General features: G+C 60.9%; 20 protein-coding genes. 16 read left to right on the forward strand and 4 right to left on the reverse strand.

All coding sequences use genetic code 11. The annotated features are described in order from the left end of the window. Positions 1-83 precede the first annotated feature (83 nt). Positions 84-443: a response regulator gene (locus tag FS777_RS09840; protein ID WP_058637307.1), complete on the forward strand. Its 360-nt coding sequence runs from the start codon at positions 84-86 to the stop codon at positions 441-443. A gap of 13 nt (positions 444-456) precedes the next feature. On the opposite strand, the gene cobF is transcribed toward FS777_RS09840, so the two are convergent. Further along, on the reverse strand, positions 457-1,221 hold the full coding sequence (cobF, locus tag FS777_RS09845; RefSeq protein ID WP_078478748.1) for a precorrin-6A synthase (deacetylating): 765 nt from the start codon (positions 1,219-1,221) through the stop codon (positions 457-459). Between the two features lie 299 nt (positions 1,222-1,520). On the opposite strand from cobF, the gene gloA reads away from it, so the two are divergent. After that, on the forward strand, positions 1,521-2,048 hold the full coding sequence (gene gloA / locus FS777_RS09850; RefSeq protein WP_058637309.1) for a lactoylglutathione lyase: 528 nt from the start codon (positions 1,521-1,523) through the stop codon (positions 2,046-2,048). Between the two features lie 93 nt (positions 2,049-2,141). Further along, positions 2,142-2,384: a hypothetical protein gene (locus tag FS777_RS09855; protein ID WP_058637310.1), complete on the forward strand. Its 243-nt coding sequence runs from the start codon at positions 2,142-2,144 to the stop codon at positions 2,382-2,384. 59 nt (positions 2,385-2,443) lie between these two features. Here FS777_RS09855 and FS777_RS09860 read toward each other — a convergent pair whose 3' ends face one another. After that, the gene (locus FS777_RS09860; RefSeq protein ID WP_058637311.1) at positions 2,444-3,265 is read right to left on the reverse strand and encodes a shikimate 5-dehydrogenase; all 822 of its coding nucleotides are present in this window, start codon (positions 3,263-3,265) and stop codon (positions 2,444-2,446) included. A 217-nt stretch (positions 3,266-3,482) separates the two neighbouring features. Between FS777_RS09860 and FS777_RS09865 the strand changes: the two genes are divergently transcribed. The 3 genes from FS777_RS09865 (at position 3,483) to FS777_RS09875 (ending at position 5,340) form a co-directional block, all read left to right on the forward strand. Beyond that, positions 3,483-3,665, forward strand: a complete 183-nt coding sequence (locus FS777_RS09865) for a hypothetical protein (RefSeq protein ID WP_078478749.1) — start codon at positions 3,483-3,485, stop codon at positions 3,663-3,665. A gap of 280 nt (positions 3,666-3,945) precedes the next feature. Next, entirely contained in the window at positions 3,946-4,320 is a 375-nt protein-coding gene (locus FS777_RS09870) for a response regulator (RefSeq protein ID WP_078478750.1), read from the forward strand. Between the two features lie 141 nt (positions 4,321-4,461). Further along, positions 4,462-5,340, forward strand: a complete 879-nt coding sequence (locus tag FS777_RS09875) for a DMT family transporter (protein ID WP_058637314.1) — start codon at positions 4,462-4,464, stop codon at positions 5,338-5,340. Positions 5,341-5,412: 72 nt separating this feature from the next. Here the strand turns inward: FS777_RS09875 and FS777_RS09880 are convergent, their stop codons facing one another. After that, positions 5,413-5,601 carry a hypothetical protein gene (locus FS777_RS09880; protein ID WP_058637315.1) on the reverse strand — a complete coding sequence of 63 codons (189 nt, stop codon included), beginning with the start codon at positions 5,599-5,601 and terminating at the stop codon, positions 5,413-5,415. 290 nt (positions 5,602-5,891) lie between these two features. On the opposite strand from FS777_RS09880, the gene pbpG reads away from it, so the two are divergent. Next, positions 5,892-6,818: a D-alanyl-D-alanine endopeptidase gene (gene pbpG, locus FS777_RS09885; protein WP_058637316.1), complete on the forward strand. Its 927-nt coding sequence runs from the start codon at positions 5,892-5,894 to the stop codon at positions 6,816-6,818. A 24-nt stretch (positions 6,819-6,842) separates the two neighbouring features. Here the strand turns inward: pbpG and FS777_RS09890 are convergent, their stop codons facing one another. After that, on the reverse strand, positions 6,843-7,289 hold the full coding sequence (locus FS777_RS09890) for a hypothetical protein (protein ID WP_145255273.1): 447 nt from the start codon (positions 7,287-7,289) through the stop codon (positions 6,843-6,845). Between the two features lie 165 nt (positions 7,290-7,454). On the opposite strand from FS777_RS09890, the gene FS777_RS09895 reads away from it, so the two are divergent. The 9 genes from FS777_RS09895 to FS777_RS09935 all read left to right on the forward strand — a co-directional run bounded on the left by FS777_RS09895 (position 7,455) and on the right by FS777_RS09935 (position 14,988). Next, positions 7,455-8,789, forward strand: coding sequence for a lysine N(6)-hydroxylase/L-ornithine N(5)-oxygenase family protein (locus FS777_RS09895; protein WP_145255276.1), 1,335 nt, complete (start codon positions 7,455-7,457; stop codon positions 8,787-8,789). Positions 8,790-8,955: 166 nt separating this feature from the next. Continuing rightward, the gene (locus FS777_RS09900; RefSeq protein WP_058603898.1) at positions 8,956-10,149 is read left to right on the forward strand and encodes a PepSY domain-containing protein; all 1,194 of its coding nucleotides are present in this window, start codon (positions 8,956-8,958) and stop codon (positions 10,147-10,149) included. Continuing rightward, entirely contained in the window at positions 10,146-10,685 is a 540-nt protein-coding gene (locus FS777_RS09905) for a hypothetical protein (RefSeq protein ID WP_058637319.1), read from the forward strand. Before FS777_RS09900 ends, FS777_RS09905 begins: the two co-directional genes overlap by 4 nt. Beyond that, positions 10,682-11,002, forward strand: a complete 321-nt coding sequence (locus FS777_RS09910; RefSeq protein WP_058603896.1) for a hypothetical protein — start codon at positions 10,682-10,684, stop codon at positions 11,000-11,002. The genes FS777_RS09905 and FS777_RS09910 overlap by 4 nt, the downstream gene beginning before the upstream one ends. After that, entirely contained in the window at positions 10,999-11,568 is a 570-nt protein-coding gene (locus FS777_RS09915; protein WP_058637320.1) for a DUF6162 family protein, read from the forward strand. The genes FS777_RS09910 and FS777_RS09915 overlap by 4 nt, the downstream gene beginning before the upstream one ends. Before the next feature lie 15 nt (positions 11,569-11,583). After that, entirely contained in the window at positions 11,584-12,486 is a 903-nt protein-coding gene (locus FS777_RS09920; protein ID WP_058637321.1) for a metal ABC transporter substrate-binding protein, read from the forward strand. Further along, complete coding sequence (locus FS777_RS09925) at positions 12,483-13,229, forward strand: metal ABC transporter ATP-binding protein (RefSeq protein WP_145255279.1); 747 nt, start codon at positions 12,483-12,485, stop codon at positions 13,227-13,229. Before FS777_RS09920 ends, FS777_RS09925 begins: the two co-directional genes overlap by 4 nt. Continuing rightward, positions 13,229-14,128, forward strand: coding sequence for a metal ABC transporter permease (locus FS777_RS09930; RefSeq protein ID WP_058637323.1), 900 nt, complete (start codon positions 13,229-13,231; stop codon positions 14,126-14,128). Before FS777_RS09925 ends, FS777_RS09930 begins: the two co-directional genes overlap by 1 nt. Next, positions 14,125-14,988, forward strand: coding sequence for a metal ABC transporter solute-binding protein, Zn/Mn family (locus tag FS777_RS09935; RefSeq protein WP_145255283.1), 864 nt, complete (start codon positions 14,125-14,127; stop codon positions 14,986-14,988). Before FS777_RS09930 ends, FS777_RS09935 begins: the two co-directional genes overlap by 4 nt. Positions 14,989-15,105 lie beyond the last annotated feature (117 nt).

Below are 15,105 nucleotides of genomic sequence, written 5' to 3' on the forward strand. Positions count from 1 at the left end.
TCGATCAGATCGGTATCCTTCGGGAACTTCTGGGCCTTGGCGAGGCACAGAGCAAAGACATTCATCAAGACAGGATCTGAACCATGTCCCTTCTGGTAGTCGAGGACGACGACATCGTACGCATGCTCATGGTCGAGGTCCTCGAAGATCTGAGCTACGCCGTGATCGAGGCGCATGACGCTGCGACCGCACTGAAAGTACTCGAAAATCCTGACCAAACGCTCGAACTCATGATAACCGATGTTGGCTTGCCGGACATGGATGGCCATGACCTGGCCAAGAGCGCACGCGGGCTGCGCCCTATGCTCCCTGTGCTGTTCGCCAGTGGGTATGGAGAAAACGTCGACGTGCCGGAAGGCATGTATAGAATTGGCAAGCCTTACTCCATCGATCAGTTGCGAGACACGGTGGCCTCCATTCTTGGCCCCCGCTCGGCGCAGTAGCCGGTCAGGTTGGTCAATCCGTAGTCGCGAACACTTCACGACGCAGCAAGTAGATGTCCATTATCCAACCCTTGCGCCGACGTTGACTTGCCCGGGCCTCCAGGATGCGTGCCTTGACCGCTTCCAGGGGCCCGGCGATCAGCATTTCGTCCGCGGTTCCCAGGTAAGCGCCCCAGAAGATCGTGAGCGCTGGATCCGACAGTGCAGCGAAGGCGCAGTGACTATCGAGCATTACCACAACATTATCGATGCGCCCGAGACTCGCCAGCCTCCGCCCCGGCACCACGATCAACGGCTCACCGACACGCGTGAGCGCGATCTGGTGACGGGCGGCCAACAGCTGCATGCTGCTTATTCCGGGTAGCACCTTCAAGGCAAGCGACACCCCCCGTTCACGCACCAGCTCCATCACACGCAGCGTGCTGTCGTACAAGCCAGGTTCACCCCACAGCAAAAATGCGCCGGTCTGCCCTGGCTGCAGTTCCATTTGCAGCGCGGCGGCATAGGCTGTCGCCCTCTGTTGGTGCCAGACTTCAATGGACGTTGCATACCCCGAGGGCTGTCTGGCGCGTGGCGGGTCGGTGATCTGCACGATGCGATAGCTGTGGTCTGGCAGGTAGCGTTGCAGAATCGCCTTGCGCAACCCCAGAAGGTCTTGCACCTCGGGGCCTTTGTCCATGACGAAAAACACGTCCACACCGCGCAGTGCATCGACCGCCTCATAGGTCAGGTGGCAAGGATCCCCAGCGCCGATGCCGATCAGCAGTACCTGTTTCATCTACCCTCCTCGTACGCTTTCGTCCGGTTGCCACAAAACAACCGGCGATGAACTTGATCGCGTCAGCGCCATGATGAAACCTCAACACTGGCTTCACACTTTTTTCACAGCGCCGCAGGCACCATGAACACAGCTAACGGACTAGCGACCCCATCACGCGCCCGCACATGCGGGCCTCTAATTCCAGCGCCCTGCCTTGAGCAGGGCGCTTTCATTTGCGCAATCGTTTCACTGCCGTATCATTAGCAGCCTGTCCGTTTCGCCGGGTCCTGGCACCCGGCCCCGTCTCAGGAGTTTCCATGAGCTTGCACGATCTGCAAACCGTTCCGGGTGTCACCGCACAGCCTGACGTTGCCACTGCCCAATTCGTCTTCAACCACACCATGCTGCGGGTCAAGGACATCCAGAAGTCGCTGGACTTCTATACGCGGGTGTTGGGTTTCCGCCTGGTGGACAAGCGTGATTTCCCAGAGGCTGCTTTCAGCCTGTACTTCCTGGCCCTGGTCGACCCCGCCCAGATTCCAGAGGACGACCATGCCCGCCATCAGTGGATGAAGTCGATCCCGGGCGTGCTTGAGCTTACGCACAACCATGGTACCGAACAGGATGCCGACTTCGCCTACCACGATGGCAATACCGATCCACGCGGCTTCGGCCACATCTGTGTATCGGTGCCGGACGTGCGTGAAGCATGCGCCCGTTTCGAAGCCTTAGGCGTGCCGTTCCAGAAACGCCTGCAAGACGGGCGTATGAACCACTTGGCCTTCATCAAGGACCCAGATGGTTACTGGGTCGAGGTCATCCAGCCTGGCGAGCTCAAAGCTTAAGGCTCACAGGCCACGCTCGTCGGGCGACCGCCTGCATGCCCTCTGCTGTGGTATATGAAGTAAAGGCTTCATTGCCACAGCGAGGTACCGATCATGCAATCGCTCCAGTGTGAATATCGCAAGCACCTCATCACAGCCAGCGTGATGCCTCACCCTGACTCGCCCTTACCCTTTGCAGCAGGCTGCCTGATCACGGCACCCGACGGCCATGTCAGCCGGCGGCTATCGATGCCCATGAAGTTCTTCAGCGACTTGGACAATGCTCAGCATGTGTCGCTGGCGTATGGTCGTGCGCTGGTTGACGAGCAATTGGATAAGGCCAGGCAAGCGTTCTAATCGCTGCAGCGACCAGCTCAACTTGCTGGTCGCTGAATAGTGCAGGATCTGCCCCTGGCTCAACCTTGGCGCGCGTAGCCCACGGCAGCCTGTACCTGCTCAGGGGTTGGTCTGATGCCGGTGTACAGGACAAATTGCTCCAACGCCTGCAATGCGATGACTTCAAGCCCGGTGATCACCTGCTTGCCAAGCTTCTCTGCATGCTCGATCAGAGGTGTTTGCACTGGCATGGCCACGACATCGAATACGCGCTCGGACGCAGCAATTGCCATCTCGCTGAACGCGAGCTGCTGCGCCTCTGGCCCACCGGCCATGCCCACCGGGGTGACGTTGATCAGCATCGGCGGGCAAAGGTCGTCAAGCTCAGGCAGCCAGCGGTAGCCGCACACATCGGCCAGCTCCCGCCCGGCCTGCTCGTTACGGGCGACAATGATGCCTTCGCCAAACCCTGCGTCCCGCAACGCGCTGGCCACCGCCTTGGCCATGCCACCGCTGCCACGCAAGGCGAACGCCGTAGTCGGGTCGACCTTGTGCTGCGTCAGCAACTGCCGGACTGCCAGGTAGTCCGTGTTATAGGCTTTGAGGTGGCCCTCGGTATTGACCAGGGTGTTGACTGAATCGATTGCCGCAGCCGACGGGTCGATTTCATCGACCAACGCCATGCACGCTTCCTTGTACGGCATCGAGACACCACAACCACGAATCCCAAGCGCCCGGATGCCTGCAACAGCTGCCGGCAAGTCATCGGTGCGCATGGCCTTGTAATAGAAATCCAGGCCAAGCTGCTCGTAGAGGTGATTGTGGAAGCGGACACCAAAGGTGCCTGGGCGGCCTGCCAGGGAAATGCACAGCACGGTATCCCTGCTGGGGGTAAGGGGCATACGCGATCCTTTTGCGGTGTACAGACGGCGAATGAGCCTAGCAGAGCCGTTGGCCCAAGCCTACCGGTTCGACACTGCGCGTCACGCTGTGCTCATCGGCCGTTGCACAACGTTGCCTGCACGTTAGGCAAAACTGATAAGCACTATTGAGCACATTGATTTCAGTCCCACCCGCGGCATCGGTACAGTAACCCCATGTTTTAGCGGAGGACAGCAGATGGCCACTATCGAGATCATGTCCGTTATCGGCTCGGCAGTACCGGCCAATTTGCGCGATCAGGGCCTGCTGGCTTGTTGGTACCTGGTCAGCAACGGCGAGCCGGTCAGCGGACCGATGCCGAGCCTGGCCAGTGCCCGCGCCCTGATTGAAAAGTTGCAACCCGGCACCCTCCTCGCCTGACACGAACATTTAGTGCTGCTCCCTGTTGCCCGCCACTGTGCGGGCTTTTTTTTGCCTCATGACCATGCACAGGCTGCCGGCTCTTGAGCCAGGCACTTGAGATGCCCACTGCTGCGTATTGGAAAACTCGTCCGAGCAGCGGGGATAGTCAATAACAGGGGTTGTACAAAGGGCGGCAATCTCACCAATAATTGTACAAACCGCACCGCTCATCCCCTCGAGGCAACAGGTCGGGCTCTGTGTCCTCGGAAAAGGCATAGACGGAATATGGTCAGCGGTGATGATTGGAAAACGGATTTTGGTCGTCGAAGACGAACCCGCTTTGCGAGAGTTCCTGTCTTTGATCATTGAAGAAACAGGCGCTCGGGTAATGGCGGTGGAAACCGCAACAGAAGGTATTCGGCAACTCGACAAGCAACCCTGGGCAGCGGTCGTGACCGATGTCCGTACGCCGGGCCCGTTCGATGGCTGGGACCTTGCCTGGATGGCTTACGAGCAATGTCCATGCTTGCCCGTGATCGTGATGAGTGGTGGCTACAGCAAGGTCGATATGCCTTTGCCACCCACTGCAGCGTTCATTGGCAAGCCTTGGTCGATTGACGACATGATCTGCTTATTGATGCGCTGTACCACTGCCGATCAGGGCACCTGTTGAGAGCCTGGGGTGAGAGTCTTGTGGGGTGGATTGAACAATTGCCATTGACCGGGCGCTGAATTATCTTTGCGATCTTTGGGTACCGCTGACGAAAATAGCTCGGCCTGGCATTCGGTATAAATGCCTGCCCAAGGATTCGTCATGTCGAAAAATACTTTATGGTCGATTTCGCTTCTGGCTGTCACGGCGGTGTGGGGCTGGAGCTTCGTGGCCAAACACGACACGCTGACCATCATGGCTGCCTCCACCTTGAATGCGTGGATGTTCAGCCTGGCAGCAGCGGCCTTGTTTCCCTTCTCGATTCGCTCGTTTCGACTGATGAACCTAGGCACGCTGTTGAATGCGGGCTTGGCCGGGGTCGTGTTGTTCATGGCTTTTTCGCTGCAGACCTCCGGGACCGCGCTGACTACGCCCTCCAATGCCGGCTTCATCACGGGCCTGTGCACTGTTTTTACACCAGTGCTGCTTTACCTCATGGGCAAGGGTCGCCCGAGCCTCAAGCAAGGGATCGGAACCGGGATCGCGGTGTTCGGACTTGGCCTGCTGAGCCTGGACGGGTTCACCCTGCACTACGGTGACTTGCTGGTGCTGGGGTGTGCCGTGTGCTTCGCCTTGCATATCGTGATGGTATCGACGTTCACCACGCCAGCGCTGGCCATGGCATCGGCTTCGATTCAACTGGGCGTCGTCGGCGTGCTTTCGTTGATATGGAGTGTGGCGAACAACGCGTTCTCCGTGCCCACCACGCTGCCTGTCACCGCCACCCTCCTGGCATTGGCGCTGCTGGCAACAGCCTTGGCTTACGCGATCCAGAACCGCGCACAGGCAGTGTTGGCTCCAGAAAAGGTGGCGTTGATATTGATATGCGAGCCAATTTTCGGTGGCCTGTTCGGCTACTTCCTGGCCGGTGATCGCTTACCTGCCGAGCGCCTGGCCGGCGCAGGCTTGATCCTGGTCGGGCTGGCCGTGACAGAGCTTCGACTCACAGGCATTGCCTGGCTTGCCTGGCGCAGGTCCTAAGGCTTTTGCGATACGCAAATAACAGCGGGCCTGTGGGTGCTGGGCCCGCTGCGAGGCATCATCTGATTCCCATCACTCAGGCTTGGGCGCATCTTCATCTTCATAGGTGAGGTCTACGACGAGCTTCACTGCATCCTCGTCATCTTCGAGCAATTGCACATCCCCCTGCTGATCCTCGACCTCGTAGAGCTCATCGAGATCGTCACGCTGATACCACTCCGGGATGTCGTCTCCGCGATACGTCCTCAACTTCACAACCATGCCTGGATCCTCCGTGTTCAAAGGTGACAGGGCTGGGTCCCATCGAGTTCACCTCAAATCAGTAAAACAGCCCAAGCGGCTCTAGGCGGTGGGCGACCAAGGGCCGTAGGGGCTGGACAGAGTCGGGGCAGCCAAATGGCTGTAGCCCTTCCCGCAGGATTAAATTCTCTTCACCTTGCGCCCATTGGTGATAAGGCAATCGACACGGCTTGAGCCATACTCCAGAATGCGCCGGCTTGGGGAAAACCCTCGCAATGCCAACGACATAGCCCCCTTTAGTGAGCCTCAACGTGAAAACGATCCTGTCTACCCTCAGCCTTTTGTTGTTGCTCACAGGTACCGTGACCCCCATCAGCGCCGCTGTCGCTGCACAGCCCACCGCCCAGCTGCAACGTGACCCTGCCAAGCTGCACCTGGCCTCCGGCAGCGCCCTGTTGATCGACCTCAACAGCAACAAGGAGCTGTACGCCAGTCACCCAGACCGCGTGCTGCCCATCGCGTCGGTGACCAAACTGATGACGGCCATGGTCGTGCTCGACGCCAAGCTGCCCATGGACGAAATGCTGACCATGACCATCGCCAACAACCCGGACATGAAAGGCGTCTACTCCAGGGTTCGGCTCGGCAGCCAGCTGAATAGACGCGAGACGCTGCTGATCACCCTGATGTCCTCGGAAAACCGCGCCGCGACCACCCTGGCCAACCACTACCCTGGCGGTTACCCGGCGTTCATCAAGGCAATGAACGCCAAGGCACGCAGCCTGGGCATGAGCCATACCCGCTACATCGAACCCACCGGTCTTTCGACTCAGAACGTCTCCACTGCACGCGACCTGACCAAGCTATTGATGGCGTCGCGCAAGTACCCCCTGTTGAGTACGCTGTCGACAACCCGTGAGAAAACCGTAGCGTTCAGCAAACCCAACTACACACTCGGGTTTCGCAACACCGACCACCTGGTGAACAAGAGCAACTGGGACATCAAGCTGACCAAGACCGGTTTCACCAACGAGGCTGGGCACTGCCTGGTGCTGTTGACCCGGATGGACAACCGGCCGGTCGCCATGGTCATTCTCGATGCATTCGGCAAGTACACCCACTTCGCCGACGCCAGCCGTATGCGCCAGTGGCTGGAAACGGGCGCGACCAAGCCGGCCCCGGCGGTGGCCATGCAGTACAAGGCCGATCGGCACAAGGCGCGATTGGCCGCTGACTGATTCCCAGGGTTTGGTCAGTGCCCGCTAGGCACGGGTGCTGACCAGGCCACCGGCACTGCCACCACCGCTTTGCTGCAACAGTTCCAGCAATTGTGCCGAGGCCGCGATGATCTGGCTGCTGAGCGTGGCAATGCTGCTCTGCTTGGTGCTGATGGCAGCCATCTTCGCGGTCTCTTCCATGTCACTGTTCATCAGAGCTGCCAGTTGTTTCTGCTCCTCTGCCAGCTGTTTCTGCAACGCCTTGATCAACTCGCGCAACTGCTTGACCGCCTCTGGCTCGTCGCTGTCCTCGCCCTGGGCCGCTTGTGCCTGGCCTGTGGCTGTGGCTTTGAGGCTGTCACCGGCGATGCTCAACGGGCCGGGCGCCTCGCCCGCCTGCACGCGCCGTTCGCGCTCGTCGGCAGCGTCAACGCGCAGCGTCTGGGCTGAGACGCCGTTGATCAACAGATTGCTGGAGGTGATTGCGACCATGATGATTCCCTGCTCCAAAACCGGTCCGTGCCCCTTTTATCGGCTACAACGGCCTGGTCTTGAGCCCTGCTAAATTCCCTCTCGGTTGGCTCGTTCCAGAAGATGTACCAGCGCGGTAGCCGGATCACCGGTGAGCGTCCACATCGACCTTATGGAATCGCGGCCATGACCCAAGCCTCACAGCAGGAAACCATCAAAGATCTGATCGGCGTAGGCTTCGGCCCGTCCAACCTGGCGCTGGCAATCGCCCTGGAAGAGCTGGCCGAAAGCCAAGGGCGTGCCCTGGACGCGCTATTTATCGAAAAACAGCGAGACTATCGCTGGCACGGTGAAACCCTGGCCACCCAAAGCGAGTTGCAGATCTCCTTCCTCAAGGACCTGGTATCCCTGCGCAACCCCACCAGCACCTACAGCTTCGTCAACTACCTGCACCAGAAGCAGCGCCTGGCCGACTTCATCAACCTGGGCACCTTCTACCCGTGCCGACTGGAATACAACGACTACCTGCGCTGGGCTGCCGAACACTTCGCGACCCAGGCGGTATACGGTGAAGAAGTGCTGCGCATCGAACCTGAACTCACCCAGGGCCGCGTCGAACACCTGCGCCTGGTGTCCCGTGATGCCGAAGGTCGGGAATACAGCCGCAGGGCCCGTTCGGTAGTTGTGGGTAGCGGCGGGACACCGAAGATTCCGGAAACGTTCGCAGCCTTCAAGAACGACCCGCGCGTGTTCCACCATTCCCGCTACCTCAGCAGCCTCAGCCAGCTGCCCTGCAACGCCGGCAAACCGATGCGCATCGCGGTCATCGGCTCAGGCCAGAGCGCAGCCGAGGCGTTCATCGACCTCAACGACAGCTACCCGTCGGTAAAGGTGGACATGATCCTGCGCGCCTCGGCACTCAAGCCGGCCGACGACAGCCCGTTCGTCAACGAGATCTTCGCACCCGACTACACCGACCTGGTCTATAACGAACCGGCCGATCAACGCAGCAAGTTGCTCGATGAATACCACAACACCAATTACTCGGTGGTCGACCTGAACCTGATCGAGCGCATCTACGCCATCCTCTATCGGCAGAAAGTGGCCCATCAGTTCCGCCACAATGTGCTGTGCCGGCGCCAGGTAGACGCCGTGGTGGGCAACGCAGAGGGCATCGAGCTGACGCTCAGCGACCTGGCCACCGGCCAACAACAGACCCACCGCTACGATGCCGTCATCCTGGCTACCGGCTATGAGCGCCGTTCGCACCGGGACTTGCTGGCCCCGCTGGCTGGCTACCTCGAGGATTTCAACGTTGATCGCAACTACCGCGTACTGACCAGCCCCGACCTCAAGGCGTCGGTGTACCTGCAAGGCTTCTGCGAGAACAGCCATGGCCTGAGCGACACCCTGTTATCAGTTCTGCCCTCGCGGGCCGCCGAGATTGGCCGTGCGCTTTATCAAGACCTGCCCTCGTTGCGCACCCTGCCCCTGCCAGAAGCGGTCCTGTCCCGCGCCTGACAGACGCTTTGCCACCGGCCCCCAGCTTCAGGCGCAGGGGCCGGCTCCCCAGCCTGAAACATTTCCTTGCATTTAAATCGACGGAATTTCGATTCTCATTCGTCCTTATCAATACAGCTCTCCAGGGTTGGGCTTAAGCTCGGCCCCTTATTGTGAAGATCGTCTGATGGCCAAAACTCCAAAGAAATCCAAGTCCAGGCTCTGGTTCCTGGTCCACAGCTGGCTCGCGCTGCCGATCTGGTTCTTTGTTCTCATCGTCTGTTTCACCGGCATGCTCGCGGTGGTCAGCCAGGAGATCGTCTGGCTGGCCGACCCTGCGGTGCGCGCCAACAAGCCCGATGCCGACGTGGACCGCCTGAGTTTCCAGCAAGTGCTCGATGCGCTGCACAAGGCTGAGCCCGACATGATCGTGGACATGCTTCGCCAGCCCGACGGCTCTCACTTCGCGGTCGTTGCCAACGTTACCCTGCCCGACGGCACCAGCCCTACGCTGTATGTAAACCCCTACACCGGAGCGATCCAGGGCAAGACGCCCGACTTCGACTTCGAAGCCTTCACCCGTGCCTTGCATGGATGGTGGCTGGTGCCGTTCACCAACGGTTACAGCTGGGGCTGGTACCTTGTTTCCCTGTTGGGCCTGCCCATGCTGGCATCCCTGGTCACGGGGCTTGTGGTGTACAAGAAATTCTGGAGAGGGTTCTTCAAGCCGGTGCGCACCGGTCACGGCTCGCGGATTTTCTGGGGGGACGTGCACCGCCTGGCCGGCGTCTGGTCCATCTGGTTCATTGCCGTCATTTCCATTACCGGTACCTGGTTCTTGATCCAAGCCATTCTGGGCGATAACCACGTCACGATTTCCACACGGCCCATCGTGCCGGTGATTGCACGCGAAGACGTGCCGCAGACCACCGACGGCACTCCCGCACCGCGCATCGACCTGGACGAAGCCGTGCGCATTGCCGGGCACGCGGTGCCGGGCCTTGAGGTCAGCTTCGTGATATTGCCCGCCACGGCCTACAGCCACATCAGCCTTTCGGGGCCGGGTTGGTACCCGCTGATGTTCCAGAACGCCTCGGTCAATCCCTACACCCGCCAGGTCGACAGCCAGTTCCGCATCAGCGACCGCACGCCCCTGGAGTTCGTCACCGAATCCATGCGTCCGCTGCACACCGGTGACTTCGGCGGGTTGCCGATCAAGCTGGTGTGGTTCTTCTTCGGCCTGGTGTTGACCTTGATGGTGTTCAGCGGCCTGCTCATCTGGACCAAGCGCACCGCCCAGGCCACCGCCGCCGCCCTCAAGCGCAGCGAGCGTGCGCCCCGCGTCGCGCAGCGCGAGCCTACCCTGGAGACCCAACCATGAGCCAGGCACACACCCTCGCGCAACGGCCATTGAAACAGTTCTGGTTGAAGTGGCGCTTTCACCTGAACATTCTGCTGATCCTGATCCCGCTGGGTTTCATGCCCCAGTACTTTGCCGATGCCAAGCTGTTTCGCGGCGAAGCCGGGCTCGGCGCGAACGTCATACGCGATATCAAGGTAGGGCCCTACAGCCTGGACCTGGCTGAAATGCGTGACGAAGCGCCCCAGGCCGATGGCCCGGCCGGCTATTTCAAGGTGTTCAATGCCGCCCTCTGCAAAGGCTGCGCCCAAGAGGTGAAGGCCACCTACCTGCGCATCGGCAAGCCGCGCAGCCTGCGCGCCGCCGGCACCATTTTCTTCGGGGCACCCTACCACATGGGTACCTCCCTTCCGATTGCGCCGCGTACTCGGCCAGATGCCCAGGTGTGGATCACCCTCGAAGGCTGGGACGGCAGCATGCATCAAGCCTCGGTGCCCTTGGCCCAGGCATCGCCAGCCACCGTGGCCTGGCTCAAGAAACAAGGAGGCAACAAATGAAACACCTCATGCGTAGGCTCATGCTCTCTTCACTGCTGTTAACCGCCACGGCTGCCATGGCCCACAACCCCATGTGCGAGTGTGAGGAAGTGCCGGGCAGTCAGATCAAATGCACCGGCGGCTTTTCGGACGGGAGCGGTGCACCCGGGGTCACCCTGGATGTGATCGGCTACGACGAGCAGGTGCTGGTCGGCGGTAAGCTCGGGGATGACTCCACCCTCACCTTCAAGCGCCCGGATGGCGAATTCTACGTGTTGTTCGACGCAGGCCCAGGCCATGTGGTCGAAGTCGACTACGCGGACATTTCGCAACCATGAGCCGGGTCCAGGTGATTCGCCCGGCCGGCGCCGGGCATGAAACGCTATATGTGCTTTTGGTCAGTGCATTGATCGTGGCCCTGGCAGCCAGCGTCGTACTGGTGCGCGGGGAGCGTGTCGACGATCAGCCGATCGCCAGCCATCAGATCGATGCTCGCCGGGACCTGACTCCAGCTGAGCAAGGCCTCTACACCGACCTGCGGGTGGCTTTCGACGAAATTCAGTACCTGCGCGATGAACAGGGCGCCGTGCCCGAGGTGCAGGCGCTGGCGGCCGAGGGGCTGCCGCCTTTCGTCATTGATGCCGGTAGCCAGAGCCGTGGCGATCACCAATGGTCGTTGCTGGCGGACGGCGCCTACCTGGGCCGCAGCCAGGCGCCGGAAATCGCCGGCCACCTGCTGATGATCCAGCCCTCCGAAGGTGGCGCCGAGGCCGAGGTCTGGCTCTACCGAGGCAACCCCAGCCCATCGGTCGATGACCTTGCCCCGGCAAGCCTGATCGCCGCAGGCTGGCGCCAGGTCGTCAGCCACTACGACGCCGGTGTCACCCGCGATCACCGTCACTGACTTAAGGAACGCCCCATGCTTCGCTCCGCCCTCGCCCTGCTCCTGGCCTGTGCCCTGCCCGCCTTTGCCCTGGCCGACCCCGGCAAGCCGCTGCGTATCGGCATCACCCTGCACCCTTACTACAGCTATGTGAGCAATATCGTTGGCGACAAGGCCGAGGTAGTGCCGTTGATCCCGGCTGGTTTCAACCCCCATGCCTACGAGCCTCGCGCCGAGGACATCAAGCGCATCGGGACGCTCGATGTGGTCGTGCTCAACGGCGTCGGTCATGACGACTTTGCCGACCGCATGATCGCGGCCAGCGAAAAACCGAACATCGCCACCATCGAATCGAACCAGAACGTGCCTCTGCTCGCGGCAACCGGCATTGCCGCACGCGGCGCTGGCAAGGTCGTCAATCCGCATACCTTCCTGTCCATCAGTACCACCATTGCACAGGTCAACAACATTGCCCGAGAACTGGGCAAGCTGGACCCGGAAAACGCGAAGCTCTACACGCAAAATGCGCGGGCTTATGCCAAGCGTCTGCGCGCCCTGCGTGCCGAGGCCCTGGCCAAGGTGAGTCAAGCACCTGGCGCCACCTTCCGTGTGGCCACGATCCACGCTGCCTACGATTATCTCGTGCGTGATTTTGGCCTTGAAGTGACCGCCGTGGTGGAGCCTGCCCACGGTATCGAGCCCAGCCCCGCTCAGTTGAAGAAAACCATCGACCAACTCAAAGCGCTGGATGTGCGGGTCATTTTTTCGGAGATGGACTTCCCCTCTGCCTATGTGGAAACGATCCAGCGCGAATCCGGCGTGCGCTTGTACCCGTTGACGCATATTTCCTATGGTGAATACACCAAGGACAAGTATGAAATCGAAATGAAGCGCAACCTCGACACGGTGGTGCGCGCCATCGAGGAGAACCGCGCATGACCGCCGCCACCCAGGTGCTGCCGGTTTGTGGGCCGCGCATCGAGTTCGAGGCGATCAATCTCGAACTGGGCCGTACGCGCATTCTCGAGCAGGTCAGTTTCAGCGTCGCGGCCGGCTCGGTGCATGCCATCGTCGGGCCCAATGGGGGCGGCAAGAGCTCGCTGATCAAGACACTGCTGGGGCAGATGCCGCATCAGGGTCGATTGGCCATGCATTGGCCCAGCGAGCGGGAGGTGATCGGCTACGTGCCGCAGGCGCTGGAGTTCGACCGCGGCCTGCCCATGACCGTAGACGACTTCATGGCCGCCATGTGCCAGCGCCAGCCCGCCTTTCTAGGGCTGTCCAAGCCGGTCCAGCCGGCCATCGAGGCAGCCCTGACCCACGTCGGCATGCTCGACAAGCGCAAGCGGCGCATGGGCGCGCTGTCAGGCGGTGAGCGTCAGCGGGTGCTGCTGGCGCAAGGGCTGATTCCCGAGCCGCAACTGCTGGTGCTGGACGAACCCATGTCGGCACTGGACGAAGCGGGTATTCGCGTGTTCGAGCACCTGCTGGCCAGCTGGCGCCGATCCGGCACCACTGTCTTGTGGATCGAACATGATCTTGAAGCCGTGCTGCGCCTGGCTGACCGGGTCACCGGCCTGAGTCGCCGCGTGCTGTTCGATGCTGCGCCTGCCCAGGCGCTCACCCCTGAGCGTCTGCTCGGCCTGTTCTCCGTCCATCCGCGCAGCGAGAGCCTTGCCTGATGAGTTTCGAATCCTTCCGTGAATTGGTTCAACAATGGGCCGTTCAAGGCTACTTGCCCGAGGCGCTGGCCTACGGCTTCGTGGTCAATGCTTTGCTGGCCGGGTTGATGATCGGGCCGGTGCTCGGTGGTCTTGGAACGCTGGTGGTGGTCAAGCGCTTTGCCTTCTTCTCCGAAGCGGTCGGCCACGCGGCGCTGACCGGCGTGGCCATCGGCATTCTGTTGGGCGAACCCTACACCGGCCCTTACGGCAGCCTGTTCGGCTATTGCCTGTTGTTCGGTATCTTGCTGAATTTCCTGCGCAACCGCACCGGCCTGTCACCTGACACGCTGATTGGTGTCTTCCTGTCGGTGTCCCTGGCGCTGGGGGCTAGCCTGCTGCTGATGCTGGCAGGCAAGATCAACGTGCACATTCTGGAAAACGTGCTGTTCGGTTCGGTGTTGACCGTCAGCGGTCAGGACCTGGTCGTGCTGGGAATCGTCGCTGTGCTGGTGCTGGCCTTGGCGCTGCCGCTTTACAACCGCATCATGCTGGCCAGCTTCAATCCGCAACTGGCAGCTGTACGCGGGGTGGCCGTCAAGACCCTGGACTACTTGTTCGTGGTGCTGGTGACCCTGGTCACGGTGGCTGCGGTCAAGGTGATTGGCGCCATCTTGGTGGGTGCGTTGCTGGTCATCCCCGCCGCTGCCGCGCGCCTGGTCAGCCAGTCATTGAAAGGCTTTTTCTTCATCTCGGTGTTTATCGCTACCCTGAGTACCCTGTTCGGCATTCTGCTGCCGATCGTCTTCGACCTGCCTGTACCGTCCGGCGCCGCGATCATACTGGTCGCCGGTCTCTGCTTCGCCCTGGCCGCCCTGGCCCGTGCGCTCGTCCCACGCCTGCAAGGAAACCCGGCATGAACCTCAAACGCCTGTGTCTGGCCCTCGCCCTTACCAGCCTGCCGTCCCTGGCCTCGGCCACCCAAGTGCTGACCACGCTGCCGGTCACCCACAGCCTGGCCAACACATTGCTCGAAGGCACTTCGGTTGAGCTCAAACGCGCTGCGCCGGCGAATTTGCCTGCCAGCCGCCAGCCGTCGTATTTCAGTGGCCGTGGCGAAGCCAGCCTGCACAAGGCGGCCCAGCAGGCTGACGCGGTGATCGGCGTACGCTCGATCTGGCGAGACGATCCGCTTTACCCGGTGGCGCGCCGCAGCAATATTCGCATCGTCGAAATCGACGCCGCTCGCCCGGTCGATGGTGCATTGCCAGGCATCGCCGTGACGGGGGCTGATGCCTACGCCGGCTACCCATGGCTCAGCCCCACCAATCTGGGACGCATGGCCGATGTCGTGGCCAATGATCTGGAGCGGCTGTCGCCCGCGGACAAGGCACGCATCCAGACCAACCTTGCCGGCTTCAAGCAGCAAGTATTGGCACTGGCCGCCAATAGCCAGACGCGCCTGGCCAAGGTGGAAAACCTGACCACCGTCAGCCTGTCGGAGCGACTGGGTTATCTGGCCAGCGGATTGAACCTGGACCTGGTAGATCAGCCGCTGCCCACCGAGTGGGATGCGGCTGCGCTCAAAGCCTTGGCCGATAACCTCAAAAACCAGGATGTGGCCCTGGTCTTGGATCATCGGCAACCAGAGGCTGCGGTGGCGCAGGTAATCAAAGACAGCGGCGCGAAACTGGTTGTCGTGCAGAGCGATAACGAGGACACACTGGCTGGGCTGAAGAGCAGCGTTGATCAGATTGTCGAGGCATTGGGTCAAGGCTGAAGGGGTCTGCGGACAGGCGAAGGTGACTTGGATTTGGGCTTGACCGCTATGCGGGATTCTACGAGCACTTCACAAGTCCAAGCTGTAACGCAGTACCCACGTGGGAGCGGCCTTGTG

Source organism: Pseudomonas sp. DE0157 (genome assembly GCF_007678615.1).
Classification (GTDB): Bacteria; Pseudomonadota; Gammaproteobacteria; order Pseudomonadales; family Pseudomonadaceae; genus Aquipseudomonas; species Aquipseudomonas parafulva_B.

Bases quoted from the DNA above. Each gene is read 5' to 3' on its own strand.
- FS777_RS09860 (WP_058637311.1), bottom strand. From the start codon at position 3,265: ATGCCCCTTACCCCCAGCAGGGATACCGTGCTGTGCATTTCCCTGGCA.
- FS777_RS09890 (WP_145255273.1), bottom strand. From the start codon at position 7,289: ATGGTCGCAATCACCTCCAGCAATCTGTTGATCAACGGCGTCTCAGCC.
- FS777_RS09855 (WP_058637310.1), top strand. From the start codon at position 2,142: ATGCAATCGCTCCAGTGTGAATATCGCAAGCACCTCATCACAGCCAGC.
- FS777_RS09870 (WP_078478750.1), top strand. From the start codon at position 3,946: ATGATTGGAAAACGGATTTTGGTCGTCGAAGACGAACCCGCTTTGCGA.
- FS777_RS09880 (WP_058637315.1), bottom strand. From the start codon at position 5,601: ATGGTTGTGAAGTTGAGGACGTATCGCGGAGACGACATCCCGGAGTGG.
- cobF (WP_078478748.1), bottom strand. From the start codon at position 1,221: ATGAAACAGGTACTGCTGATCGGCATCGGCGCTGGGGATCCTTGCCAC.
- FS777_RS09895 (WP_145255276.1), top strand. From the start codon at position 7,455: ATGACCCAAGCCTCACAGCAGGAAACCATCAAAGATCTGATCGGCGTA.
- FS777_RS09920 (WP_058637321.1), top strand. From the start codon at position 11,584: ATGCTTCGCTCCGCCCTCGCCCTGCTCCTGGCCTGTGCCCTGCCCGCC.
- FS777_RS09865 (WP_078478749.1), top strand. From the start codon at position 3,483: ATGGCCACTATCGAGATCATGTCCGTTATCGGCTCGGCAGTACCGGCC.
- FS777_RS09910 (WP_058603896.1), top strand. From the start codon at position 10,682: ATGAAACACCTCATGCGTAGGCTCATGCTCTCTTCACTGCTGTTAACC.
- FS777_RS09900 (WP_058603898.1), top strand. From the start codon at position 8,956: ATGGCCAAAACTCCAAAGAAATCCAAGTCCAGGCTCTGGTTCCTGGTC.
- FS777_RS09925 (WP_145255279.1), top strand. From the start codon at position 12,483: ATGACCGCCGCCACCCAGGTGCTGCCGGTTTGTGGGCCGCGCATCGAG.
- FS777_RS09935 (WP_145255283.1), top strand. From the start codon at position 14,125: ATGAACCTCAAACGCCTGTGTCTGGCCCTCGCCCTTACCAGCCTGCCG.
- FS777_RS09905 (WP_058637319.1), top strand. From the start codon at position 10,146: ATGAGCCAGGCACACACCCTCGCGCAACGGCCATTGAAACAGTTCTGG.
- gloA (WP_058637309.1), top strand. From the start codon at position 1,521: ATGAGCTTGCACGATCTGCAAACCGTTCCGGGTGTCACCGCACAGCCT.
- FS777_RS09875 (WP_058637314.1), top strand. From the start codon at position 4,462: ATGTCGAAAAATACTTTATGGTCGATTTCGCTTCTGGCTGTCACGGCG.
- FS777_RS09915 (WP_058637320.1), top strand. From the start codon at position 10,999: ATGAGCCGGGTCCAGGTGATTCGCCCGGCCGGCGCCGGGCATGAAACG.
- FS777_RS09930 (WP_058637323.1), top strand. From the start codon at position 13,229: ATGAGTTTCGAATCCTTCCGTGAATTGGTTCAACAATGGGCCGTTCAA.
- FS777_RS09840 (WP_058637307.1), top strand. From the start codon at position 84: ATGTCCCTTCTGGTAGTCGAGGACGACGACATCGTACGCATGCTCATG.